The organism is Candidatus Uabimicrobium amorphum, from assembly GCF_009002475.1.
Classification (GTDB): Bacteria; Planctomycetota; Uabimicrobiia; order Uabimicrobiales; family Uabimicrobiaceae; genus Uabimicrobium; species Uabimicrobium amorphum.
Genome location: NZ_AP019860.1, coordinates 2,444,806 through 2,470,652, shown reverse-complemented (window position 1 = coordinate 2,470,652; position 25,847 = coordinate 2,444,806). Strand labels below are relative to the sequence as shown.

18 protein-coding genes are annotated in these 25,847 nt (G+C 39.5%); 7 read left to right on the top strand and 11 right to left on the bottom strand.

Translation table 11 applies throughout. The features are described 5' to 3' along the window. The 4 genes from UABAM_RS08730 to UABAM_RS08715 are packed head-to-tail and all read left to right on the top strand — an operon-like array spanning position 1 to position 6,649. A complete protein-coding gene (locus UABAM_RS08730; protein ID WP_151967615.1) occupies positions 1–2,154 on the top strand; it encodes an efflux RND transporter periplasmic adaptor subunit in 2,154 nt (717 codons plus the stop codon). A 25-nt stretch (positions 2,155–2,179) separates the two neighbouring features. Continuing rightward, positions 2,180–3,961 carry a TolC family protein gene (locus tag UABAM_RS08725; RefSeq protein ID WP_173013212.1) on the top strand — a complete coding sequence of 594 codons (1,782 nt, stop codon included), beginning with the start codon at positions 2,180–2,182 and terminating at the stop codon, positions 3,959–3,961. Between the two features lie 4 nt (positions 3,962–3,965). Beyond that, positions 3,966–5,867, top strand: coding sequence for a preprotein translocase subunit SecA (locus tag UABAM_RS08720; RefSeq protein WP_151967613.1), 1,902 nt, complete (start codon positions 3,966–3,968; stop codon positions 5,865–5,867). Next, positions 5,864–6,649 carry an efflux RND transporter periplasmic adaptor subunit gene (locus UABAM_RS08715; RefSeq protein WP_151967612.1) on the top strand — a complete coding sequence of 262 codons (786 nt, stop codon included), beginning with the start codon at positions 5,864–5,866 and terminating at the stop codon, positions 6,647–6,649. The genes UABAM_RS08720 and UABAM_RS08715 overlap by 4 nt, the downstream gene beginning before the upstream one ends. Before the next feature lie 33 nt (positions 6,650–6,682). Here the strand turns inward: UABAM_RS08715 and UABAM_RS08710 are convergent, their stop codons facing one another. Continuing rightward, positions 6,683–7,114, bottom strand: a complete 432-nt coding sequence (locus UABAM_RS08710) for a response regulator (protein WP_173013211.1) — start codon at positions 7,112–7,114, stop codon at positions 6,683–6,685. 358 nt (positions 7,115–7,472) lie between these two features. On the opposite strand from UABAM_RS08710, the gene UABAM_RS08705 reads away from it, so the two are divergent. Beyond that, entirely contained in the window at positions 7,473–12,374 is a 4,902-nt protein-coding gene (locus tag UABAM_RS08705) for a protein kinase domain-containing protein (protein ID WP_151967610.1), read from the top strand. On the opposite strand, the gene UABAM_RS08700 is transcribed toward UABAM_RS08705, so the two are convergent. Then, positions 12,316–12,969, bottom strand: coding sequence for a response regulator transcription factor (locus tag UABAM_RS08700; RefSeq protein ID WP_229759371.1), 654 nt, complete (start codon positions 12,967–12,969; stop codon positions 12,316–12,318). The two genes, UABAM_RS08705 and UABAM_RS08700, sit on opposite strands and share 59 nt — an antisense overlap. 182 nt (positions 12,970–13,151) lie before the next feature. Here UABAM_RS08700 and UABAM_RS08695 point away from each other — a divergent pair, with 182 nt between their 5' ends. Continuing rightward, complete coding sequence (locus tag UABAM_RS08695; protein ID WP_173013210.1) at positions 13,152–14,480, top strand: DUF2252 family protein; 1,329 nt, start codon at positions 13,152–13,154, stop codon at positions 14,478–14,480. Between the two features lie 55 nt (positions 14,481–14,535). Here the strand turns inward: UABAM_RS08695 and UABAM_RS08690 are convergent, their stop codons facing one another. From UABAM_RS08690 to UABAM_RS08675, 4 genes are all read right to left on the bottom strand, one after another. After that, on the bottom strand, positions 14,536–14,910 hold the full coding sequence (locus UABAM_RS08690; RefSeq protein ID WP_151967608.1) for a response regulator: 375 nt from the start codon (positions 14,908–14,910) through the stop codon (positions 14,536–14,538). A gap of 13 nt (positions 14,911–14,923) precedes the next feature. Next, positions 14,924–17,749, bottom strand: a complete 2,826-nt coding sequence (locus UABAM_RS08685) for a protein kinase domain-containing protein (protein ID WP_151967607.1) — start codon at positions 17,747–17,749, stop codon at positions 14,924–14,926. 1 nt (position 17,750) lies between these two features. Then, positions 17,751–19,232 (bottom strand): S10 family peptidase, encoded by a 1,482-nt coding sequence (locus UABAM_RS08680; RefSeq protein ID WP_151967606.1) that lies wholly within the window; start codon positions 19,230–19,232, stop codon positions 17,751–17,753. Between the two features lie 87 nt (positions 19,233–19,319). Next, entirely contained in the window at positions 19,320–20,171 is an 852-nt protein-coding gene (locus UABAM_RS08675; RefSeq protein WP_151967605.1) for an EF-hand domain-containing protein, read from the bottom strand. A gap of 406 nt (positions 20,172–20,577) precedes the next feature. On the opposite strand from UABAM_RS08675, the gene UABAM_RS08670 reads away from it, so the two are divergent. After that, positions 20,578–20,778, top strand: a complete 201-nt coding sequence (locus tag UABAM_RS08670; RefSeq protein ID WP_151967604.1) for a hypothetical protein — start codon at positions 20,578–20,580, stop codon at positions 20,776–20,778. Here UABAM_RS08670 and UABAM_RS08665 read toward each other — a convergent pair. Genes UABAM_RS08665 through UABAM_RS08645 form a run of 5 tightly spaced genes read right to left on the bottom strand, consistent with a single transcriptional unit; the run spans position 20,771 to position 25,839 of the window. Next, positions 20,771–21,856 (bottom strand): hypothetical protein, encoded by a 1,086-nt coding sequence (locus UABAM_RS08665; protein WP_151967603.1) that lies wholly within the window; start codon positions 21,854–21,856, stop codon positions 20,771–20,773. The genes UABAM_RS08670 and UABAM_RS08665 overlap by 8 nt on opposite strands. Before the next feature lie 42 nt (positions 21,857–21,898). Continuing rightward, entirely contained in the window at positions 21,899–22,939 is a 1,041-nt protein-coding gene (locus tag UABAM_RS08660) for an ABC transporter ATP-binding protein (RefSeq protein WP_151967602.1), read from the bottom strand. Positions 22,940–22,948: 9 nt separating this feature from the next. Continuing rightward, positions 22,949–23,929, bottom strand: a complete 981-nt coding sequence (locus UABAM_RS08655; RefSeq protein ID WP_151967601.1) for an ABC transporter ATP-binding protein — start codon at positions 23,927–23,929, stop codon at positions 22,949–22,951. Positions 23,930–23,944: 15 nt separating this feature from the next. After that, positions 23,945–24,871, bottom strand: coding sequence for an ABC transporter permease (locus UABAM_RS08650; RefSeq protein ID WP_151967600.1), 927 nt, complete (start codon positions 24,869–24,871; stop codon positions 23,945–23,947). Beyond that, positions 24,868–25,839, bottom strand: coding sequence for an ABC transporter permease (locus UABAM_RS08645; protein WP_151967599.1), 972 nt, complete (start codon positions 25,837–25,839; stop codon positions 24,868–24,870). The genes UABAM_RS08650 and UABAM_RS08645 overlap by 4 nt, the downstream gene beginning before the upstream one ends. Positions 25,840–25,847: the final 8 nt, after the last annotated feature.

Here is a 25,847-nt window from a genome sequence, read left to right as displayed (position 1 = left end):
ATGACAGAAAAAAGCAATGTTGATTTTGCCATACAAGAGTGGATGAATCTTTGTCCGCAACTGCGCGAAGATCTGAAGATTACCTTTCAAAAACAAAAAGGTGAAGTTTCGTACACGATTGAAGATCCGATTAACTCGCGTTATTATCGCGTAGGACTGTTGGAATATAAATTTATTTCACTACTCAACGGCAAAAAGAAACTCTCCGATCTCATTATTACCATGGTCGAAGACATGCAAGAGCAGTCTTTCGATAACCATGAAGTTTTACAGATACTCAATTGGTTAAACGATAGTGGTTTGCTACAAAAGGGGACTCCCTCCAATCTACAAAAAGACATATTTTCGTCGGCGAATGAAAAAGCGTCTTTTTTGGTTTTTCCCAAATTCCCCATAGGAAAACCCGATAAGATTATTTCTGGCTTATTTCCATTTTTTCGCCCATTGTTGGGAAATTTGTTTTTTTGTGTGTGGATTATCACTGTTTTATGCGGATGCTACTACATATTTAGCGATTGGAAAACATTTGTATACGGAAGCAATGATATACTCTCCGTTTACAGTGTGATCTCCTTTGCCCTCATTTGGGTGATGTTGAAGATCGTTCATGAGCTGTGGCATGGTTTGGTGTGTAAGCTATACGGCGGGGATGTTCGCGAAGCAGGTATCATGTTACTTTTGCTAATACCTCTTGGTTATGTCGATACCTCTAGTTCGTGGAATTTTCCTTCAAAATGGCAAAGAATATACGTCTCCATCGCTGGAATGTATATCGAAGTTTTTATCGCCGCTATTGCCGCTATTGTTTGGGGAGAGACCCAATCTAAGGTTGTACAGCAAATATGTTATAACATCATCATTTTAGGTAGTATCACCACTCTATTTTTCAATATAAATCCGTTGATGCGTTTTGACGGCTATTATGTATTGATGGATCTTGTCGAAGAGCCTAATTTGTATACGCGTTCGCGCAATTATATTCACTATCTTTGTAAACGATATATTTTAGGGGTGAAAGTTACCACAAATACGACAATCCGTCAAAAGCCACTTTTTCTTGTTTATGGACTATTGTGCTTCATGTGGCGTATCCTCATTTATTTCGGTATCTTTCTCGCCTCTAGTATCATGTTGATGGGCGTTGGCATGATAATTGCTATTTGTGTACTATTGATGTGGATTCTAATTCCCACAATAAAAGTACTTATTTTCATGTTTTTTGGCTCAAAAACAGAAAAGCCAAATGTACTGCGTTCTTTGGCGGTTTTGGGAACCGTGGCCGCTTTTTGCGTTGTCGGGTACCAAAATCTCACTTGGCAAGAAAAAATACAATCTCCTGGAGTGGTGGTCTACAAGAATTATGAGATAGTGCGCAACTATTGTCCAGGATTTGTGAAAAAAATACATATAAATTCGGGAGATTATGTCAAAAAAGGGCAAATTCTTCTGATTTTGGAGAACCGGGAAAAGCATGTCGCTTTGGAAAAAACAAAATACGATATTGCGATTACCGAGAACTTCATACGCCGTAACCAAAACGATGAAGAAAAACGCATCCAGGTACAAATTGCCAAAGAAAAACTAGAGTACTTTCACCAGACAATGTCTGAAAACAAGGCGCTCGTCGATTCCTTGACCATTAAGGCGCCTATCGATGGATATGTTTTCAATGAACACTTGGACTCTCTGTACGGCAAGTATATTGCCACAGGAGAAGAACTTGTGGAAATTTTTGCTACCGACAGTGCGGTGTTTCGCGCAGCCATACTCGAAGATGAAATTGAGCAGTATGCAATAAAAAAAGGAATGGATGTCACTATATACATTGTGTCCTTACAGATGGGATTCACAGGTAAGATTAACTCTGTGAGTCCTCGGGCAGATTACGAAATTAAACATCCTGGAATTACTGCACTAGCTGGAGGTGACCTTGTTGTCGAGCAGGCAGCACAAGGGCAAAATTCGCAAGCGAAATATCGTTTGGCATATCCACATTTTTATCTAGAAGTAACCATACCAAAGCACTATAGGAAACTCTTGTGCAATGAACAAACCGGCTACATTCGCATATACCGCGAAGAGAAAACAGTCGCCGAACTACTTTATTATAAAATCAAAAGCAAAATACAAAAATTTTACGCCAGTAATCTTTAATGGTTTGCATGTTAAGGAAATAAGAATGAATAAACTACTTTTAGGGTTTTGTATTTTTATCGTGAGTTGTACGCCATATTGGGGAAAGCCAGATAATCTCGATAACATTGGTGAAGATCGCAGTGAAATGCTCTCAGATTACAACGCACAAGTGGAAAGTATGGAAGTAAAACCTCAAGAGAAAGAGGAAGAGGAAAAACTTTTTGAAACAAAGCAAGAGATCGATGTCAAGAATATGGAGTGGTTTCGCCAGCTAACAGCGGAAGCTCAGACGAACAGTAACAATGTTTCTCTCGAAGATCTTTATTTAACATCCTTAGTGAACTCTAAGCAAATTAAAGTATTTGCTGACATACCCATTATCCGCAAAACCGGTATTCAAGAGGCAGAGGGACGTTTCAATACGCGTGTATTTGCCGACGGTGGTTACAATCGTGTCAATGAAGCGGTGGGGAACGTCCTAAGAACAGGAATCAACGATCGCTTTATCGAAGATGAAACCTTTATAGAGTTTGGTCTACGCAAAATATTTATTACCGGTGGAGAAGCGGTTTTAACGCAAAAACTTTCGCGTTTACAGAATAACTCGGAGTTTTTTGATCCCAATCCACAATCGCTGTCGAATTTGACTTTGCGTTTTACACAGCCACTACTACGAGGTGCTGGTGTTACATATAACGAGAGTGCGATTGTTCTCGCGCAACTAGACACCGAGATAGCGGAAAATGAATTTAAACGACAGCTCGAAGCACATTTCTTAGAAATTTCTGCCGCATACTGGGACTTGTACTTGGCCAAAATTAATTTCTTTATGCGCAAAAGAATTATCGACAATATAAAAGCCATCAATACGGAGATGACCGAGCGAAGTAATATCGATGCGTTGCGCAGTCAGATCTATCACACAGAGGCTGCGATTGCTTTTCATCGCACACAACTCATTCGCGCAGAGGTATCCGTACGCAATGCCCAGGATCGCCTGATGTCTTTAGTCAACTCGCCTAAGTTCCACGAGTATAAAATTGATGAGCTGACACCTCTTGATCACCCTATTACCGATTGGGTAAAAGCGGATCTTAAGGAATCCGCAAGGTTGGCGCTAAAAAATCGTCCGGAACTAGAACAGGCCTTTTTACAATTACGCAGTGCCAAGGTACGCCTTAACATGACCAAGAATGAATTACTCCCTATTTTAGATGTATTCGCTGAAATGGGTTTAAGTGGTATCGCCGCTGAGGTGGATTTCCCCAGAGCATTTGATGATCAATTTACCGGTGGTGAACCTGGTATGAGTGTCGGTTTCCATTTCGAGTTTCCTATCGTAAATGATACGGCCAGAGCGCGCAAGTTGCGTCGTGAAATAGAAAAACGCCAACTACGTCATCAATTTGAGAGTTCGGTGGAAAGTATTTTACTTGAGATTAAAGTGGCCGTGCGTGAGGTAAAAGCGGCCTATCAGGAATTTCTTTCCAGTCAAAAAGCATATATTGCCGCCAAAAATGAAGTGGATGCACTGCAAAGTCGTTTCAAATTCGAAGCATTGTTGGGAGAAAACAATGGCGGTGTAAGTGCTTTCTTACAAGTTATTTTGCAAGCGCAAAATGTGTATGCGGACTCGCAATTGGCGCTAGTGAAAAATCTTGTGAGCTATAACCTTGCCATCACGCGTTTAAAGAAAGCCGAAGGAACATTTTTGTCTTATAAAAACGTAGAAATTAGCGAAGTGACAGATGAAGATAACTTACCGATGTTGCGCGCTAGAGTAAAAGAGATGCAAGAAGCCACACCTGAAGATTGGAAAAAATAAGCACATGATGCACAGTGTGGCCAATTTTTTATATTCTGTTTCTCCTAAAGTAAAAAGTATCACTGATTTTGAATATCGCATGGTGGAAGAGATAAAACAGCACGAACGCGTTAGTGAAAAGTTAGACGATGACGCTTTGCGCTATAGTATTTTTTATCTCAAGGAATGTTTGAGGAAAAACAAGATCAGTGATTTCTATTTACTGGTAAAAGTGTTTGCCTTGGTGAGAGAGGCAGCATGGCGTGCATTGCAGAAAAAACACTACGACGTACAATTGTTGTCGGGAATTATATTGGCCAATGGTGGGATTGCCGAAATGGCGACAGGCGAAGGCAAGACACTTACGGCAACTTTGCCCATTGTGTTGTGGGCAATGCATGACAAGGGTGTGCATGTCGCGACGTCGAATCAATATCTGGCGGAACGCGATCTTGAGCTTATGAAGCCGGTGTACGATCTTCTTGGGTTTTCTTCGGCTGTCTTAAAAGAAAAGGACACTCCACAACTGAAAATACAGCGCTATTTGGCTGACATTACTTATGGATGTGGTTATACATTTGGTTTTGATTACTTACGTGACCAATTGGCGATCATTCATCGCAAGACACCTCCTTTGGGTAGTCGCTTTTGCGGTTACCTGAATGGAGAAAAAAATGTCGATGATGTTGTGCAGATGCAACGTGGGCAGCATTTTGCTCTCATTGACGAGTTAGATAGTGTGTTGATTGATGAAGCACGTACACCGCTTGTTTTGAGCAGCAAGGGGGACAACACTGGTACGGGCAATGATGTGTATTCTTATGCCAATGAAATGTCGAAAGTTTTAGAAGTCGAACAGGATTTTATTGTCGACTACAAAGCCAAGACCTTAGATATCACAGATAAAGGAGTCGAAAAGGTTTCTGGTCTCGTTGACGAAAATCGCATCCGCGGAATTAAATATCCGTGGTCTTTTTATATTCGGCAAGCGCTTCGGGCAAACCATTTGTTTCGCAAAGATGTCGATTACGTTGTTGAGGACGATAAAGTAATGATTGTCGATGCCTCTACCGGACGCAAGTTTGCTGATCGTTCGTGGAACCAAGGTCTACACCAAGCTGTCCAAGCCAAAGAAGGTGTTGAAATTAGCGATGAAAATACCACTTTGGGCAAAATTACGCGTCAAAAATACTACTCATTGTACGAATGTATTGGCGGAATGACAGGGACGGCAGCCGGAAGTGAAAAGGAACTGTGGAATCTATACGGCTTAGTGGTAACAAGCATACCAACGCGCAAACCACCACAGCGCAAATTACTCCCCACGCGTATTTTTACCACAAAGCAAGTAAAGTTCCAGGCAATTGCAGATGAAATTGCCAATATCGCCAAGACAAAACAACCAATACTCGTTGGTACAAAAACCATCGAAGATAGTGAGAAACTGTCGGCGATTCTCAAAGAAAAAAATATTGTACACAAGGTTTTGAATGCGAAATACGATCAAGAAGAGGCCGACATTGTTGCGGTCGCTGGACAAGCGGGAAGTATAACCATCGCTACCAACATGGCGGGGCGCGGAACAGATATTCCCCTGGGGGAAGGGGTGCCAGAAATGGGTGGATTATTTGTTATCGCTGCAGAACGCAATGATTCCAAGAGGATTGATCGCCAACTTGTTGGGCGATGTGCGCGACAAGGTCAACCAGGAACCGCACAGTTCTTTATTTCCTTTGAAGATGATCTTATTTACAACAATGTGGAAAAAGCGCCACGTAGTAAAAAAGATGAGGTTGATAAAAAATACGTAGACATGTTCGATAAGGTACAACGCCAAGTCGAAATTCGTCACTACGCACAAAGACGCGAAATGCAGCGTTATGATAGTTGGATGGAAGAGCTACTCGTAAAGGTAGGAAAGAAATGAGAATATTGATACTGTTTTTATTGTGTTTGCCAGCACTTGCGCAAGATATTATCGGTACTTCCCAGCCATTTTTAGAAATAGAAATGGTGCCGTTGCAACCAGGTACAATTCGCGCGATCGAAGTACGCGAAGGGGATTACATCAAAAAAGGGCAAGTTGTGGCATCTCTTAACAGCAATTTTTTACGGCCTGCTCTTGATATTGCCAAAATGAAAGCAAGCGCTCAAGGCGAGATTATCGCGGCAAAGTCGCAATTGGACTTGGCGAAAAACAAGTTACAAAGGTTGCAAGAGTTGCAGAGAAGTAACCATGCACGAAGCTCTGAATTTGACAAGATAAAAGCCGAGGTTTCACTTGCGGAAGCAAATTTACGTATCATGCAAGAGAAAAAGCGCATTGCGGAATTAGAGGTGCGGCAAATTGAGTTTCAAATTTCGCAGCACCGTGTGATAAGTCCCATTGATGGTGTGGTGCGCAAAATTATCAAAAAAGTAGGTGAGAGCATATCAGGTACACAACCCTTGATTAAGATAGCACAGCTACATAAAATCAATGTCGAGTCTTTCCCTCTTTTTGAGCAAACGCGTAGTTTACGTATCGGGGATAGCATCAAAGTATTCTTTTTACAAACCAAACAACAGGCGGCTGCCCGAGTGACCTTCATTGACCCCGTCGTAGATTTTGCTAGCAATACAGTACGTATCGTTGCGGTGGTCGACAATAAAGATCGGAAATATCGCAGTGGTTTAAAGTGTACATTACAATTTCCACGCTCTAATTAAGATTTTGTATAGCGGTATTATGATAGTAAAATTTTAAGAGGCCGCTATACAGCTTTTTGGCAAGTATTGCTGCGTATGGTAATAAACATCAACTACACGACATGGCTTTGCTATAAATCCATCACATCCCAAATTCAGCATATGTTGTTTATCTTCTTCACTAGCAAAAGCACTCATGGCAATGATTTTCGTGTGTGAATCGACATCGCGAATGAGTTTGACAGCTTTTGATCCACTCATGACCGGCATCGATAGGTCCATCCAAATCAAATGTGGTCGCCAACTCAAATGCATTTCTACTGCCTGTAATCCATTTTCCGCTTCGTGAATTTCACAGGGGAAACTTTCGAGAAGGCAGCGCAGTAAATAACGATTTGCCCATTGGTCGTCGACAATAAGAACGCGCTGTTTCTGTTGCGTTTTTTGTATCAAGTCTTTAGGATTTTGCGAAATAGAGTTTTGCATATCTACACTTTCCAATACAAATAGCAGATTTTGCGATGATCTTTGTTGAAAATTTATAAGGACAGCCGGTGAAAAAACCGGCTGTAACATCGCATACAAATAGAACTATCACTTAAAAATATCAAAAAAAAGAAATTTCTGCTATCCGTGAAAAAATGATTTTTTTATCAAAAAATTTGCTAATTTGCTATAGCAAATTTTGCTATGTGGTATCTTAAACCTTTTCAAAATATGAGTTTATAGTGGTGTTTTTTGACACAGATGTCGTAACGTAAAGGTTTTTTATTGCAGTGTATCGCTGTTTTCACTTTAATGAATTTGTTGTTCGTTTTGGGCTTATTAGAGTGGAAGGATTACAATGAGGCAGGTGGGGGATTATAAGTTACAATGCAAGTTACACGAAAACTATCGCGCAAGTGTTTATAAAGCGATACGTGGAAGAGACAATCTTGCCGTTATTGTCAAAGTCGTCAGCTTGTTGAATAAAAAAGCGCTAAAGCATATCGATAATGAATACAAAGTATTGCAAAATACTCATTTGCAAAACGTAATAGCTATCGTAGATTTTGTGAAAGACGATGATTACCAGCTTATTGCATATGAAGATATTAATGGCCAAAGTTTAGATCGCATATTATCCTCTTCACCGCTTGATTTGGAACGTTTTTTTCTACTGGCAAATCGCATCGTCGCCGCGATCGATGAAATACATCGTCATGATATTATACATTGCGATATCAAGCCGTCGAACATTATTGTCAGCAGTGAAAATCGCGTTAAGTTAACGGATTTTGGTATTGCATCAAAGTGTGCAACGAAGACTACGGTAGGTAACATTCAAGGAAGTCTTCCTTATCTTGCTCCCGAGAGAAGTGGTTGGATCGATTATATTTGTGACTATAGAAGTGACTACTATTCTTTGGGGGCAACATTTTATGAAATGCTTACCGCTTCTCTTCCTTTTACCGAAAAAGACACCGATAAATTAATCCATGCTCATATTGCGCAGACACCGCCGTCTCCTGATTTATTAAATCAGGAAATACCCGTTTCTTTATCAAAAGTGGTGTTAAAGCTCCTTGAAAAAAACCCTCAGGATAGATACATAAACACAAAATCACTCATGTATGATTTGCAAGTGGCGCAAAATTCATACAGCAGCATAAACTCTACCATAGTAACTCCACAGCTCTCTTTTGAATTTTCCACAAAATTTTATGGTCGCGACAAAGAAGTACAAATACTTTGTGATCACTTTATGCAATTTCTAAAGCACGACAAACCTTTTCTCAATATAATTTCTGGTCCGATGGGATCAGGAAAAACTACGGTGGTGCATAGTTGTTACCAAACATTTTTTCAGTATGATATTTTCTTTAGCCAAACAAAGTGCGAAAACGCTGACAAACCTTATGCGGCGGTAGTTCAATTGGCCAGGGGGCTTGTTTTTTATATTCTGACGCAACAAGCGAACGTTATAAAAAAGTGGCGAGAAAAGCTGAGTTGCTTTCCTCAAAAAGATTTACAGGAAATTATGAAGTTTGTTCCAGACTTGGCAAATTTAGTGAGTTGTCCATCAACCACATCTTCGTTTGAAGGTTCTCTTGCGGTTATTTGGCGAAGTTTTTTCTCCTTATTTGTGACGGAAAAACCGTTGCTGTGCTTCATCGACGATATCCAATGGATTGATGAAAGTTCGTGGATATGGATGCTCGCGATTCTTGAATACGAAATAAATGTATTTTTTGTATGCACTTCACGAAATAGCATCTCGCAGATAACAAACACAACACAAAATTTACAAAATGTTGCGGTAAGTGAGCTTTGTTTGCAACCTTTGGATGACCAAAATATTGAGCGATGGATTGAAGATTGCACACGAGAAAAAATAAAAGATATTGGGTCCCTTGTAAAAGTTGTGCGCCAAAAAACACGAGGTAATGTGTTGTGCATACGTGAGTTTTTGCAAATGCTTGATGAGCGCAAGTTATTGTACTATGACCGCGAATGGTGCTATGACTTAGAAAAAATTATCCAAAGTGGTGACTATACTATTTCTTACACAATGGTGCGCATGGATAATTTTTCGCAAGAAACAATCGATGTGTTGCAGTGGATGTGTTGTATGGGAAACGAGTTTGATCGAAATATGTTGTGCGAACTCGTTACACAACAAACTACGACTCAAATAACACAGGTTTTGTCAAAATTGCAACGAGAAAGTATCATTGTACCGTGCGAAAATGAAAGGGATACGTATCGTTTTACCCACGACTCTATCCGAGAAACACTGTATGAAAATATGGATACGACAAAGCGAGAATCTTGTCATTACGCTATTGGAATGTGTTTGCACAAGAGCCTTAAAATGCCTTTTGATATTGTGCAACATTTAAATATGGCCATCACTACCGTAAAAAAACAACACAATGAAACAATTTGTATTGACTGCAATATTAAAGCCGGAGAAATGGCTACGAAATCCAATGCATATCCGCTAGCGATTAAGTTTTTAACGATTGCTCATAATTTAGTGGTGGAAAGTGCACATAACGACAAGAAGTGGTTATTTGCCATTTACATATTATTGGGGGAATGTGAATTTTTGCGCGGAAATATTTCAGTTGCGGAAAAGTATTTCTCTCAGTTAGAAAATATGCATTTAGATGTAGAGCAACAATTTGCGGTGTGTAAGTTAAGATTGATCTTGTACTCAAATTTTGGAGAGTACAAGACTGCGGCAAAGTTTGGTTTGCGAGCCTTACATTTAGCAGAGCACCCTATTCCATATGATATTTCGTTGTTTAAAATAATCACTCAAGTATTCAAAAATGTATATTACTATTGGCATAGAAGCACAGATATGCCACAAGAAATTCACGATAAAATGATTGTGTTGAAAGATCTTATGGTCGTTGTTTTTATGTGTGAAAATCCCAAGTTGTTTTTGTTTATGCTATTACAACAAATACAAGTTGTCAGACAATACGGCGAAAATGCATTTACGGCACAGGTGTATATTTTTAAAGCCCAACTCTCTATTTTTTTTAAAAAGTATGGAACCGCACAAAAGCTCGCCCACAAAGCTTTGATTTTATGTCAAAAATACGGGGACCCTTCGGTGAGTTGTCGGGTCAAGTTTTTTTATATTGCTTCTATTAACCACTGGAATAATCACCTAGACAGTGGCATTGCTTACATAAAAAAACAAGTGGAAGAAGCTCAATATGCCAAAGATCACACAATGTTTAGTTATGGGAATACCCAACTTGCCATTCACTATCTTTACTCAGGAAAAAGTCTGGAGAAAACATCGGCGGTTTTCAAACAAATATTCATGATTTCTTCAAAGAACGAACGATTAGACATGTGCCACAAGTTAATGCTGGTGCTATATGAATTTAAGAATATCATGGATGGATCGAGTATACATAAAAATTGGCAGAGTCATGAGTTTGATGAAAAACATTTTCCCGACTTAGAAGAGGCCTCGTGTACAATCGTCTATATACACAAAGTGGAACTGCTATACATCTTTCACCATTATAATATTGCGTATGAGTACACGCAAAAAGTACTCACGATACTACCTTACAGTTTGCTTGTCGCTTCTGGTACACAAATGAGTTGGTATTTTGTTTTTTATTACACATTAGTCATTTGTGCTATGTATAAAACGCAATCAAAAAAACAACAAAGACAGTATCGTCGCTTGGTACATAAGAATAAAAAGATTTGCAAGTCTTGGGCAAAGAACTGTGCGCAAAATTTTCAGCACATTTACATGTTGATTTGTGCCGAAGAAGCGCGCATTTTACAGAAAACATTTCGCGCAATGCAATTCTATGACAAGGCAATTTATTATGCCAAAGAAAATGGTTTTGTACACCATCAGGGAATCGCGAATGAAAAAGCTGGGGAATTTTATTTAGATATGGGCAAAGAAAAAATTGCAGAAGCATACCTACGCAGTGCTTATGAATGCTATCGTAAGTGGGGGGGGAATGCAAAAGTTCGTGCTCTCGAAAGTCAATATTCACAGCTGTTTTACTTCGCGCGAGAAAAATTCGCCGATACGCTATCTTCTCTAACAGCAACCATTGCCAGGGAAAAAATAGATTTGCAAACCATACTCAAAACGGGGGTGGTACTTTCTTCAGAATTAGATTTAGATATACTCGTGGAAAAGTGGCTCAACATCGCGGTAGAAAGTACAGGAGCAACAAAAGGTATTTTATTGCGTGAGGAAAACAACGCTTTGCAGATTATGGGGGAGTATGGACGAAAAACATCACCGCAAACTAAATTTGCATACTCGGTGTTAAACTACGTACAGCAAACACGACAGAAGTTTGTCGTGGGGGACGCTTCTAAAGAAGAGAAATTGAGCCATGACGACTATATTCTCGAAAATAATGTAAAGTCAATCATGTGCTTACCTCTTGTAAATCAAAAAAAGCAGGTAGCGATTTTATATTTGGAAAATAACTTAGTCCGCAATGTTTTTCATCATAATGCTGTGATTGAATTTCTCACGGTACAGGCAGCCATTGCGATAGAAAATGCGATTCTATATAGGCGTTTATCGGAACAAATGTCGGAAAGACAGAAATTACAACAGAGAATTTTGCAAATTAGCGATGATGAAAAACAGCGTTTAGGACAAGATATCCATGATGGTTTAGGGCAATACGCGACAGCAATTCAGCTCAGTTTGCACGCACTACATCATCAGCTAGAAAAGGCGGAGTCTCCTTTTACAATCAATATGTTAGAGTTGATGGACATGGCCAAAGAAATGACACAACGCATTAGTCATATGGCACGAGGTTTAGTGTCACTGAATGTCAAAAACAAAAATCTTGAGGAAGTGCTGGAAAGTCTAGTGGCAAGCAGCGAAAAGTTCTTACTGGTGAAATGCCATTTGCATTACGACAGCAACGCTGTTATTGATGATCCTGTTGTTGTAAAGCATTTATACATGATTGCCCAAGAAGCGATTCACAACGCAAAAAAACATGCGCAGGCAACAAATATTTGGATAAGTGTCACTACCGAAAATAGTGAAGGTGCTTTACAGATTTGTAACGATGGCTTATCATTTACAGACGAAACGTCTAAGGGGTTAGGATTATTTACGATGAATAACCGCGCGCAAATTATTGGGGGAAATTTGCTGATTAAAAAAGGAGAAAAAACATCTATTGTTTGTAATTTTTTTCACTCGTCGCGCGATGTATCAATTCAACCTGATTTTTGATATGAAGTTTTCTTTTTATATTCGCTTTGTATGTTCCGATCGTACTTTCGCTTAAAAAAAGACTTTCCGCTATTTTTTTCGTGGTAAAACCTTGTCCAAGGAGACGGAAAACTTCGAGTTCGCGATCACTAAGTACTTCGATAGGATTGTGTGTGTTTTGGTGGTTGTTGGTAAAACGCTTTTGTAGTAACAAAGAGTTCATCTCCTCACTCAGAAATATCTTTCCGTCTAGAATCTTGCGAATCGCTTTGACAATACAACCATCTATGTTGCTTTTATTGATGTATCCTCTTGCTCCTGCAAGCAGTGCTCTTTCCACATATGTCATTTCTTCATGCATAGAAAAAATCAATATAGGGAGTGTTGGGTACTTGACATGCAACTCTTTGGTTAGTTCAAGTCCCGAGAGATTTTGAAGAGAAATATCGGTGATGATGATATCAGGCCTAGTTTGTTCAATACTAATTTTTGCTTGATGTGGGTCGTTTGCCGATCCACATACCATAAAATCATCTTCGCATTCCAGCAGCCACTTGAGTCCTTTTATCACTATGGGGTGATCATCAACAACAAAAATTTTAATTTTTGTTTCCACTATGATGGATTCTCCTTAGATAGTAAGTATTTTAAAATTTCTATTCTATGGTAAAATTGAAATTTTTCAAGTAACTATATTTTTTGGGTGTAAAACTTTGCATTTGAAAAAATTCCAACTATAATTCTTATTAGGAACAGAGTTTTATTTTTTATATTCTTCAAATCTGGATGGTATGTTTTATGAAAAAAATACTTTTTGTGCTTATTATCGTTGGCATCCTGCATGCTGAAGAACGAAGAGAATTTGTCAAAGAGCAAGTCCTTGAGAATAATGAGTTTGTCACAAATCCAACAACGCGTGCCTATAAGTTTTCGAAAATGGCCATCTCACCTTTTGCTTTTTTTCGTGCTACCGCACATTTGTATTACAAAGATATTGAACTACACAATGTAGCTATTCCCCATGAATGGAGGCTTACCTCTGGCATCAATACTTGGATTCAGGGGGACAGCCATATACAAAATATTGGATTTTTTGACGTTGATGGTGAAATTCACTGGGATGTGAACGACTTTGATGAAGGTTACATCGCTCCTTTCTACTGGGACTTAATTCGTTATATGGCAAGTGTTCATCTCATTTGTAGTGAAATTCCAGCACTTGAAGAGAACGAGGTCGATGATCTGGTATACGATTTTGCCGTAGAGTACCAAAAACATTTAGAAAAGGTCGCGAAAGACCAGCGCGAAGTTTCCACAGTATGGACAGACAAAAATACTAGCGGCGAGATACTTAAGAAAATAGGCAAATTAAAAAAGAAGAAAAATAGCAGTAGTTTGCTCGATAAATGGACGTCTTATGGGGCCTTTGACTTCGAAAACGAAAAGCTACGTCGCTTAACGGTAGATGAACAACAAATCTTGACGGAAATTTGGCATCAATACCTCAAACACCATGCGAAAAACAAGCATCATTTTAAGGCAAAAGATATGGCGGTGCGTTTGAAGTCTGGTCTTGGTAGTTTGGGCGTTTACAAATATTACGTACTTGCGGATGGACCAACCACTAGTAACAATGATGACTTCATGTTTGAGGTGAAAGAACAGCGTCTTCCGGCAATGCTCAAGTCAGCACTCGCTGACGAGATTGACAATTACCATGCATTGTTTTCCCACCATGGTCATAGGGTATTTGTTGCGCAACAAGCTCTTCTCAACAGAAACCAAGATTCTTATGCAAACCACGCAAAAGTAGAAAATGTCAGTTATACTATTTCCAGGATGTCGCCGTGGGAAGGGGGCTTTGATTCAGGGAATATAGACGATCTCGATGAACTGCGCGATGTGGTTTTGTCGAGTGCCAAAATACTGGCATATGCTCACAGTCGCGGTGACAAAGACTTTGCAAATTTTTGTGATTATTCCTTTGAACATAATGCTGTGGCGGCCATCAAAAAGTGGTCCAAAACAAAGACAACATTGTGTGAGCTAGCAAAAGATTATGCACTACAAATAGGAGAAGATTACAAATTATTTGTTGAACTTGTCAATAATGGTGAAATTAAGTAGCGTTTAGACAGGATTTACAGGAGAATTTTTTCTCCTGTAAATCCTGTTCATCCTGTCAAATTTTACTTGCCCATATTTTTTTTATATCCTCGGGAAGCTCGGCAAGATTGAAGGGTTTACTGAGCACTCCAATCGCTCCCATTTGAGTGAATTCTTCTATTTCATGTGGTAGCGACTTGGCGGTGAGAAAAATACATGGAGTGGTATTACCTATTTCGCGTAGTTTCTTTAGAGTACTTGGGCCGTCCATACCCTCCATCATCACATCTAGTAAAACTAAATCTGGTTGAAATTCATCTATTTCTTGCAGGAGTTCATCGCCTGAACTGCACGTTTTTACATTAAAGCCGGCAATTTGTTGTAAACTTAACTGCAATATTTTTTGAATATCTTCTTCGTCTTCAACAACCATAATTTTGTGCAACGACATAAATATCTCACTTCTAAGATTTTTCTTTTGATATTTTTAGTACATCTTCGAGATCTGTAATCAGATCTCGCGCCGAACTGTAACGCTGGCTTGCGTTTATCTTCATCATTTTTTTGATAATTGCAGTGACATTGTCGGGTAGATCTGGGTTTAATTCTTGTGGATTTGGTGAATAGACTAGGCGTTTGTGCATCACTTCCAATGTGGTTCTACCGTCGAAGGGCAGTTGACCAGTTACCATATGAAAATATGTGGCCCCCAAACTAAAAATATCGCTGCGCGAGTCTATTTCCTTGCTGCATAGCTGTTCAGGAGATAAATAGAAGGGCGTTCCGATAACAATATCCGTTGTCGTCATTGCCATTTGATAGTTTGTCTCTGTTTTTGCAATACCAAAGTCAACAAGTTTGGTTGTTTTCTGCCCTAGTATAATATTTTGTGGCTTTACATCACGGTGTATAATGTGTTGTTCCTCTAAATATGCCAGAGCTTGGGCGACATCATAAATAATTTGTGTGGCCAATGCGACATCTATGATTAAAAGTTCTTCAATGAGCTGTGCAACTGTTTTTCCTTTAATATACTCCATGACAATGAAACACAGCGATTGACCATGATAGTAATCATAACCACAAACAAGATTGGGGTGGTTTACTTTCACAAGACATTGCGATTCATTGTAAAAGCGCAAAGAATCCTTGGGATTTTTCTGATATTTCATGGCCAGAGTTTTAATGACAACTTGTTCGGAAGACTTTTCCCTCATGGCCAAATAGGTAATGCCCATACCACCAGAGGCAATGGTTTTTACAATGGTGTACTTTTCTCCGGTGTTCCCTTGTAATATGGCCCCTGTTTTTAGATTATCTTCACCGTGCATGTCGTAGAGTGCATCCATTTCGCGTTGTAAATTTTCCACAGCTTCTTCTAGTCTTTTGCGTTTGATGCGCTCTTGACGTAATTCATGAACAAGTAATGTCTCGTCGACTTGCTCATCATACTTACGCAAGGTTTGTTTTATTGCTTGCTTGCGCAAGAATTGTTGTCCCCATTTTTGTACTGCTGCGATGAGTTGTTGTGGTTGAATGGGTTTCTGTAAGAAAGCCTCACCTTGTTCCATTGCCGCGAGTTGTTTGTCAAAATTTTTGTCTGTTGACAGGAAAATAATGGGAATATCACGAAAATATTCATATTGACGAATGATTTTGGCCAATTCAATTCCCGAACAAAAAGGCATATTGACATCCGTTAAGATTACGTCTGGCATGAAAGTATTGAGTGCTTGTAGCACGTTTCCTGGATCATTGACTACTTTTGTGTCCATGCCAACTTTGCGCAGTACAAGGGCATAGTTTTCTGCCAGTGCTATGTCGTCGTCTATGATAAGAACGGCAAAGGGTTCATAAATTCTCTCATGAGAAAATTTGCTGAGTTTGGCAATGAGCTTTTCGTGAGAAAGTGGTCGTGTTAAAAAGTCACTAATACCAGCGCGTATTGCCAATAGATAAAAGGTAAAGTCGTGCTCATCTAACACAAATACGATGGGGACATGCTGTTTTATGGTAGGAATTTCGATTAGAAAATCGTTATTTTTGAAGTAGCACTTGTCCACGAGTAGCACAAAAGGTATTTCCTTTGTGAGTTCTTCCATTAAATCGCTACAACTGGCAAAGCTTTTTACACTACAATCAGCAATGGCACCGATTTGATAGTTTTCTTCTGGATTGGTCAGCATGGAAAATACGAGAGAAAAATTCGCTTTGGGAGCCTTTATCGAGGCTTTTTGTGTTGTTGTAAACTTTTTTAGTTCGCTGTTGGTGTTCTCGGTAAGCTTTTCTAATAAATCATCTATTCTGTCCATGTTTTCGGCACTTAGATGATCATCCAGTTCTTCGCATATTTGACTTGCGCATTGGCTAACCATAGTGAAACCAAAAGATCCTGCAGACCCTGCGAGGTTATTAACAAGGAAAAACATTGTGCGATTTTGCTGCCCTTTTTTTACTTTTTCCCAGTTCGCTTTGATTTGCGAAACCTTGGGGAGTAAATCTTCGGCATACGCCGAAGATAAAATTTGTATCTGTTTGTTTATTAGAGACACCGGAATATAGAAACCATTGCTATGCCTAGAGCTAAAAGCCTTATGCAGCTTTGGCAAAAAGCTGGTGAGTAAATTTTCAGCAAAAAAAGTTGAAAGCTCTTGCGGATTTTTTTTAGGTTGTAGTTTACGATCTAGTTCCAAACATATGTTGCTGGCTTCATTAAACCCAAAAGTTCCGGCGCTTCCAGCTATTTTGTGGACCGCTGATTTTAATTCCGTAAAATTTTCTACACTAGGATCAATAATCGCTTTTTTTAACAGAGATTCTATGTCCTGTAGTTTCTCGTCTACAGAGGCCTCATATTCGCGTTTTAGTTCTTCGAGGAGATAATTGGGATCGTTCTTATCTACAGCGTTTGCTTCGCGAATAAGATTGTTAAACAAGTCTTTCAGTTCTTTGTCATTCACGGGCTTACGTACGATGTAGTTTATGGCAAATTTCTCTTTCCACTCTTTTGCATCATTTGTGTTTTTAAAGTTGGAGAGCAAGGCAATTTGTACATCAGTAAACTTTTTGCGAATCAATTCAATAAGTTGAATACCACTACCATCAGGTAGATTAACATCGATAATATAACCAGCAAAGTCTTGCTGTGATATCTTTTCCATTGCCTCTTTGTAGTTATAGGCAACCGCAATATCAATATTGATAAATTGTCCAACAAGTGTCAGATAATTTACTATGTCGTGGTCATCATCAACGAGGAGTATTTGAGGTTTATTTTTTTTATCTAACATTTTATTTTTTATACTTTGCTGATTGTTTTGCCTTAGGGATGGATTTTACAATAAATTCTCGTAAATGATTGTTGGAAGATTTGAGATCTTCTTTGCGCAAGTACATCATGTGTCCACTGCGATAACCTTCAAAACGAAAACGATTTTTTAGTTTACCACTTGGGTCTATTTGCCACATAGTGTATTTGGCGTTGAAGTAGGTTGTGGCACCATCATAATAACCTGACTGGATCATTACTTGTAAATTGGGGTTTTGTGCCATAGCTTGACGTAAGTTATCTCTGGTATTGTCGTTCGAACGATCCCAGGGGTGAACAGATCCAAACATGTTGTAAGCAAGGTCTGTTTTATAATTTAAATGTTCACGCAAATAATAGTTGATTGCGGGAGTAAATGAATGTAACCATGATGTCAACTCTGCGTTGTAATCCGGTCTGGTTCCCGCGTCTTGTTTGTCAACACCTAGATATCTCGAATCTAATCTTCCCACTGTAAAACTTTGCTCTCTGAGTAGGTCTTTCCAAAAAAAAGAAGTGGGTACTCTGAGGTTGTGTTGTATTATTTTTTTCACAGATAGGCCTGAATAGTACGCCATTTTCGTTGCGATTGATTTTCTGTGCTCTTTATCGATAAAGCCGCCTTGTGCCAAAGCAGGTAGCAATTCTTGTAAGGCAAAATTTTCTGCTTCGGGTAAAATGTCTAGCAAGTCTTGGCTCTGTAACTTTTTATCTAATTTCCCATGATACCAAGCGGTGGCGGTATAATACGGTAGGTTGAGAGCAATAGATACTGGGTTGTTTTGGCGCAGAACTTTGTAGTCGGCAGGCGAGACTAAAACAACGCCATTTAGGTACATCCAGTGCGAGTTTTGTAGTGCAAGAGCTAGACCGGAGACTCTAGTGGCGCCATAGCTTTCACCTATAATGTATTTAGGCGAACGCCATCGGTTGTTTCGCGTAACAAAGGTATTAATCCACTTGGCTAGGTAGCTGATATCTGCGTTGATACCAAAAAACTTTTTTTTATCTATTTTGCTATCGGGAGAATTGATAAATCGCGAATAACCAGTATTTACAGGGTTGACATACACAATGTCAGTAACGTCTAGCACCGAATGTGGGTTTTCTTTAATGCCGTATGGTTGTACAGGGAAACCTTCATCATCGATTTTTAGAATACGTGGCCCTGTATAGGCAATATGCATCCATACCGAAGCAGAACCAGGCCCACCATTGAAGGAGATGAGTAGTGGTCTATTTGTACGGTCACTGATATCGGTTCTTTGGTAGTATGTGTAAAAAAGTGAAGCGACGGCTTTTCCATCTTTATCCCATACCGGTTGGGTTCCGGCGGTAGCGGTGTAGGGAATTTCTTTGCCGTTTATCGTCACCTTGTGTTCTGTGGTAATAGCGGATTGTGGTTCGATAGATTTGTTTTGTGCATATAGCGTACACACAAAACACAGCAATACTAGCATGCGCATATAATTCTCCCAATATAATTTTTTGGTGTAAGGTTGTAGATTGTACGCCTAATTTTAAATGTGTTTTACACGTGTAGATTATAACGTCTATTTTTTCTTTTTAAATTTCTTTTTCGGCGGAGGTGGATTTTTTTCCCCATCTTTTTGCGGTTTTTCTCGTGGAGGTTTTTGTTGTTTTTTCTTTTTTTGTTCCTCAATGAACGAATTCAACTTTTTTATTTCACTTTTATTCAACTTGCCGTTATTGTCACTGTCGTAGCGTCTGACTAACGACTTACGTTGTTGATTAAATGCTGTACGCGTTTCTTTGTATAACTGCCGTAATTCAGAACTGTTGAGTTTTCCATTTCCATTCTTATCTACCATCGCAATAACCGCTGCGGATTCCCGTTTGCGCTCGTATAAGGTTTCTATTAAAGCTTTTTTTTCTTTCTTACTCAACTTACCATCATAGTCTTCGTCAAAATCAGCAACAATATTACGCCCCCAAGCCGAATTTCTTATTTCTGTTAAAGAGCGTAACGTTTTTTGTATTTTTTTTGCGTCGGCTTTCGATGCCTCCAGTAGACGCTTGATGTCGTAGATCCGGTCATCGATGTCGTGTGGTTCTTGTCTACACTCCATCACGTCGATGACACTTTCTGCTAAGTCGTAAGACTTCCACTTTGAGTAGTCTATGGTCACAATTGTTCGACACAACGCTTTGGCAAAACTCTTTATTTGTGATTGGGATGGCTGTGTTGTTGTGGTGATACAAGATGTCAATTGCTCGGTCATTTTTTTGTAGTATATACGTGGAGATTTGTTTTGTACTTCTAAGAAAAGCGAGCTTAGTCCTTGACAACGCTGTTCTATTGAGGTCGATGTATTTTGCTCTGTGGTCGAGTTTTGCGCATTTACGATACACAACATCATGATTCCCATTATTAATTTTCGCATAAAGATCTCCTTATATTTTAATAAATTTCTAATTTTATCTTAAACTTTAACAAATATTTTGTGTGTAAACTAAAACTCAAAGGTGAACTTGCTAGACCATTGTTTCTGCTAAATATAAATCTTAGCAGCGGGACCTAGCATAAAATTAGATTTTTAACCCTGAAACTTGGGTAGTTCCAGAGAACCGTCTGCTGAAGCTGGCTTCAGTTTTATTGGGACGGAACTTTCCACAAGGTGTCATTCCTGCGAACGCAGGAATCCAGCAATGTAAAGTTGACTTGTAAACGCCTGGATCCCTTATCAAGTAAGGGATGACACCCTGAGGGAGTTTTCTAGTTCCAGAACAATCTTACACGTTACTTAATTTTTATTGGAAATAATGTTTACTACAAGTAGGAATTGTACCATGATCGAGATCTTTACCAACAAGCACAATACTATTGAAGAAAAACAAAAAGAACAGTTAGCCGCTTTTTTTAAAGAACAGATTAAAGAAATCGAAAAGTTGTTGGAAGAAATGGAAGAAAAGAATCTAGAAAAAGATTATATCGAAAAGTTTTTGTATTTGCGCTTTAAAAAAGATAAAAAAATACTACGCATCATTTGAGATCAGATTTAGGTAGCAATTTATATATTGTCTTTTCAATATTTGCAAATGACGAGGCATCTATCTGCGTTTCAATGTGGCTACCTTCCCAGTCAACAATAATATTGGCTGTGTTACCGGGCTGTTGGTTTTTGGATATAGCGAGAAGCAGACGTTGGATCGCACGCGGTGTTACTTCTATGTTATACTGTACACGATTTCCCAAGGCGTCAAGTACATACAAATAACCAGTGGTCTGAGAAACAAACAATTCTTTCCGCGTTGTTGGGTTTGTGGTTTCATATAGAACTTCTACTTGCAAATTGTCGGCAATTTTTTCTATGCGGGGAAATGCGCGCAAATTTTTTGTCTTTTCTATGTCTGAATATAGTGTGGCGATGACCACATTTTTTTCTAGACGGTTTTTTCCCCAGGTGATTACCGTTTTTCCGCTTACATACTCTTCGCTATCTTGCAGCCACATAAATTTCTTATCGCGTAAGACGTCGCAAAAATATTGTAAATCTTCTTTGGTTATATCAAAGCTATGCAACTGTTTGTGAGTTTTATCAATAACAGACATGTGCCCTTGCCCAAGTAGCAAACGCGCATACCTTCCATACTCCGAAAACAAATCGTCGCGCTGTTCTATTTCGATCACAAAATCCTGCGGAGCATTTAACGGCAGGCGAAAAGGTAGAGCAATCTTGCGATCAACAAAACCTTCGATAATAGATACAATGGGACCAAGGTTCCATAAAGAGTTATTTCTCTTATCGACTTTATTACCGCTTTGTATAACTAGCGTCGTTTCTTTTTTGGCCTTATTTTCGTTACTTATCCGCGCTTTTTTTATGTGTGAATACAATTCTTGTAGTTCTTCTTTTTTTGTAGAGAAGAAATATTTTTTGTGTAGGGTTTGCACAAAGCTTTCTTCTAAAGAAATGTAAATCTGTTTGTATTCAACGGCTAATTGTGTTTGGCCTTTGTGAGTTAATGTTAGAGAGGTATTTGCCAAAATTTGATATTTGTTTGTTGGAGTTTCGCGCAGGCAACTTATCAAAACACAAAAACACATAAATATGGCAATGTCGCGCATGATATCTTTCTAGAAATTAGGGCAGTTTACCTGCCCTAATTATTAAGATGTAGTTTCACTTTCTGCTGTGGGTTTTGCGGTCTCACCTTTTGATTTTGCCTGTTCTTCTTCCGAAAATAAATGGCAACGTACAATGTGTTCATTTTCCGCAGTACCAGTATTAATAACTGGGGGAACGACAGCTTTACATATTTCCTTTACATGAATACAACGATTATGGAAAGGACATCCACTTGGTGGATTAATAGGAGACGGAACATCCCCTTCTAATACAATACGGTCTATATGTCTATTGGGATCTGGTTGTGGAATTGCAGACAACAGAGCCTGAGTGTACGGGTGCTTTGGAGATTTGTACAAATCTTCTGCTTTTGCTTTTTCTACCATTCTCCCTAAATACATCACCGCAACATCATCACAGATATGTTGAACAACTGCGAGGTCGTGGGCGATGAACATAAACGAGATGCCGAATTCTTGCTGTAGTTTGCGGATCAGATTGAGTACTTGCGATTGAACAGATACATCAAGCGCCGAAACAGGTTCATCTGCAACGATAAATTTCGGATTCATGGTCAATGCTCGCGCGATACCAATACGTTGACGTTGTCCTCCAGAAAATTCGTGAGGGTAACGATGCATGTATTGGCGTCGAAGCCCCACTAAGTCCATGAGACTGCAAACTTTTTCATAACGTTCTTCGGCAGTACCTATTTCGTGGATTTCTAGTGGTTCCACGATGATTTGGAAGACAGTCAAACGCGGGTTTAATGAGGCAAATGGATCTTGAAAAATAATTTGCATTTCACGACGTTTTGCCACCATTTCTTCGTGAGATAATCCTGTTATATCCTTGCCTTCGAATACTACCTCACCGCTTGTAGGTTCGTGTAAGCGTAAAATCGCTCTTCCCAAAGTCGACTTTCCGCATCCTGATTCCCCTACAACTCCTAAAGTCTTGCCTTTTTTAAGAACAAAACTCACATCATCAACAGCTTTTACATTGCCAACTACGGTACGAAAAAAGCCGCCTTTTATTGGGAAGTATTTTTTTAAATTTTTAACTTCGAGTAAATTATCCATGGCGATCCTCTACTTATAAGGGTGGTAACAAGCAACGCCGGCCTGTGTTTTTTCGTCTATCGTTAGTTGTGGTGGTTTTGCATTGCACTCTTCTGTGGCTCGTTCACAACGGTCCGCAAAACGGCATCCTTTGGGTAAATTTCCCAGGTCAGGAACTGTACCAGAGATCGTTGGTAAAAATTCAACTTTTTCCTCCAACACGCGAGGAACAGAAGCCAGTAAACCTTTGGTGTAAGGATGTTGTGGACGATTGAATATCTGGTCTACAGTACCTACTTCGGCAATGTGTCCACAATACATGACAATCACCCGTTGGCAAAACTCGGCGACAACGCCTAGGTCGTGGGTGACGAGAATCACCGCCATGTTTTGTTTCTTTTGCATGTCTCCCATGAGATCCATCACCTGGGCTTGAATCGTTACATCAAGCGCAGTTGTTGGTTCATCGGCGAGAAGCAAGTGGGGGTTACACGACAGCGCCATGGCAATCATGACTCTTTGTCTCATACCACCGGACAACTGGTGTGGGTAATTGTGTACGCGCTTTTCGGGAGCGGGAATTCCCACATCTTCTAACATTTTTACCGCCATTTTTAACGCTTCTTTTTTGTTCACTTTTTTGTGGCGCATAATGACTTCCATCATTTGATTTCCCACGGTAAAAACCGGATTGAGCGCTGTCATTGGCTCTTGGAAAATCATCGAAATATCATGGCCACGCATTAAGCGTAGTTGTTCTTCTGGCAAACCGACGAGTTCTTTGCCCTGGTATTTGATACTCGATTCTGCACCTATACGTCCAGGAGGTGAAGGAATTAAACCTAAGATAGAAAGAGAGGTAATGGACTTTCCACAACCGGATTCTCCTACTAACCCAACGGTTTCTCCTTCGAAAATATCAAAACTAATACGATCCACGGCTCTTATCAAGCCGTGCTCTGTATTGAATTCGATCACTAAGTCTTTGACACTAAGAAGTGGAGTCGTCATTTTCTTTCTACTTTTCTATGAAACTTTTTTCGGATCTAAAGCATCTTGCAGTGCATCAGCAAAAATATTGAATGCCATTACAAGAACAAATAAAAATGCGGAGGCAGCGAAAAAGTTACTGTAAATACCCGCAGGAACTTCCTGAGTTGCTTCGGCAATCATTTTTCCCCAACTCACGGTGTTTTTTACACCCAAACCAAGGTAACTCAAAATTACTTCTGACTTAATCGCACTAACAAAAGCAATCGTTGCTTGAACTAATAGAATATGGAAAGTGTTAGGTAGAATATGTTTGAAGATAATCTTAGGTCCTGGAACACCGATTGCATGTGCTGCTTCGACAAATTCAAGATGTTTGATTTTGATCACTTCTCCGCGCACTAAACGCGCTGTCGCCGTCCAGAAGGTGGCAATCATCGCAATGTGCATCGCAAAGTATTCAAAACCTTCTATTCCAAAGGAAGCATTTAAATTTTGCGCAAGTGTATTGACGGCAAAACCGACGGCGGCGACGAATAGGTAAAAGGGGATACAGTCAATACAACCTATAATCCACAAGAAAAATTCGTCGATCCATGTACCACTGAAGTAACCAGATAAACAACCAACAATCGCTCCAAGCATCGTTGCAACTAAAGCGACGACAAGGCCTACCTCAAAAGCTGTTTTTGTACTGAAGATAGCTCTTTGATAGATATCTTGGCCCAATATATTTGTGCCAAGCCAGAAGTCCGCGGAAGGCCCTGTATTTTTCATATCGGGGTTTAGTTCACTCCATTCGGTTGCCCAAAAACCACAAGCCACACCTAAAGCAATGAGTGCATACAGACATACGATACTAAAAGAGATTACCCCCATTTTATCGCGAAAAAATTTGCGAACGGCTTTGGTCCAAAGAGTTTCTTTTTTTATGGTTTCTTGTTTGTTTTGTTCGTTTGTCATTTTAATGAAATCCGTGGGTCAACAACTTGATATAGAATATCGGTTAATGTTAAAAAAAACACGTATAAGATTGCTGTACAAACAACAGCGGCTTTTGTGATTGGCTGGTCTCCATTGACAATGGCATCGTACACAACTGAACCAACACCTGGTATTCCAAAGTACGATTCAATAATAATACTACCACCAATGATGACAAAAGGTAGAGACAAGATAATACGTGTGAGTATGGGAATGAGGCTATTTTTCAAGACATGTTTAAATAGCAAACGCACTGGACCACATCCAAAAGCTTTGGCTGTTCTTACATGATCGCGAGTTAGCTCTTCCACAAATACAGCACGGTAAAAGCGTGTGTTGTAACCAACACTTACAAAAATAGTACATATTGCGGGAACAGTAACGTATTCGAAGTAGTCAAGTATATTAAACTCTTCGAGATTCATCCCCACTTCCCAACCAGTCGTGGGAAACATATTGAGGCCGTAGTCGGAGCAGAGAAGTAACTGGAAAACAATTACCACAATGAGAAAGCTAATACTCATTCCCACCACCGCCCCGGCCATAATCGTTTTATCTAAACGTTGTCCGCGGTGGTATGCTGCCCACAGGCCAAATATGATACTTATGAGATTACCCAGTATAAATCCGGGCAGCGCGACCATTATTGATACCGGTATCGTTTCGGCAAACATATCCATAACTCTTTGATTTGTGGAAAACGATTCCCCAAAGTCGAATGTTAGAACAGAGGTAAGGAAATTGCCATAGCGTACCACAAATGGTTTGTTATAGCCTAGTTTTTCACGCTCGCGTTCTATATCTTCTTCGGTAGCGTTTTTTCCTAGCTTTTCGTAGGCCATGTCTGGTCCAAAATAGACCATCAAAGTAAAACTAAGTAAGGTGACCCCCAATATTAGGGGGACACTATACAATAGCTTACGTAATGTATATCGTAAGGTATCCATGAAACTGT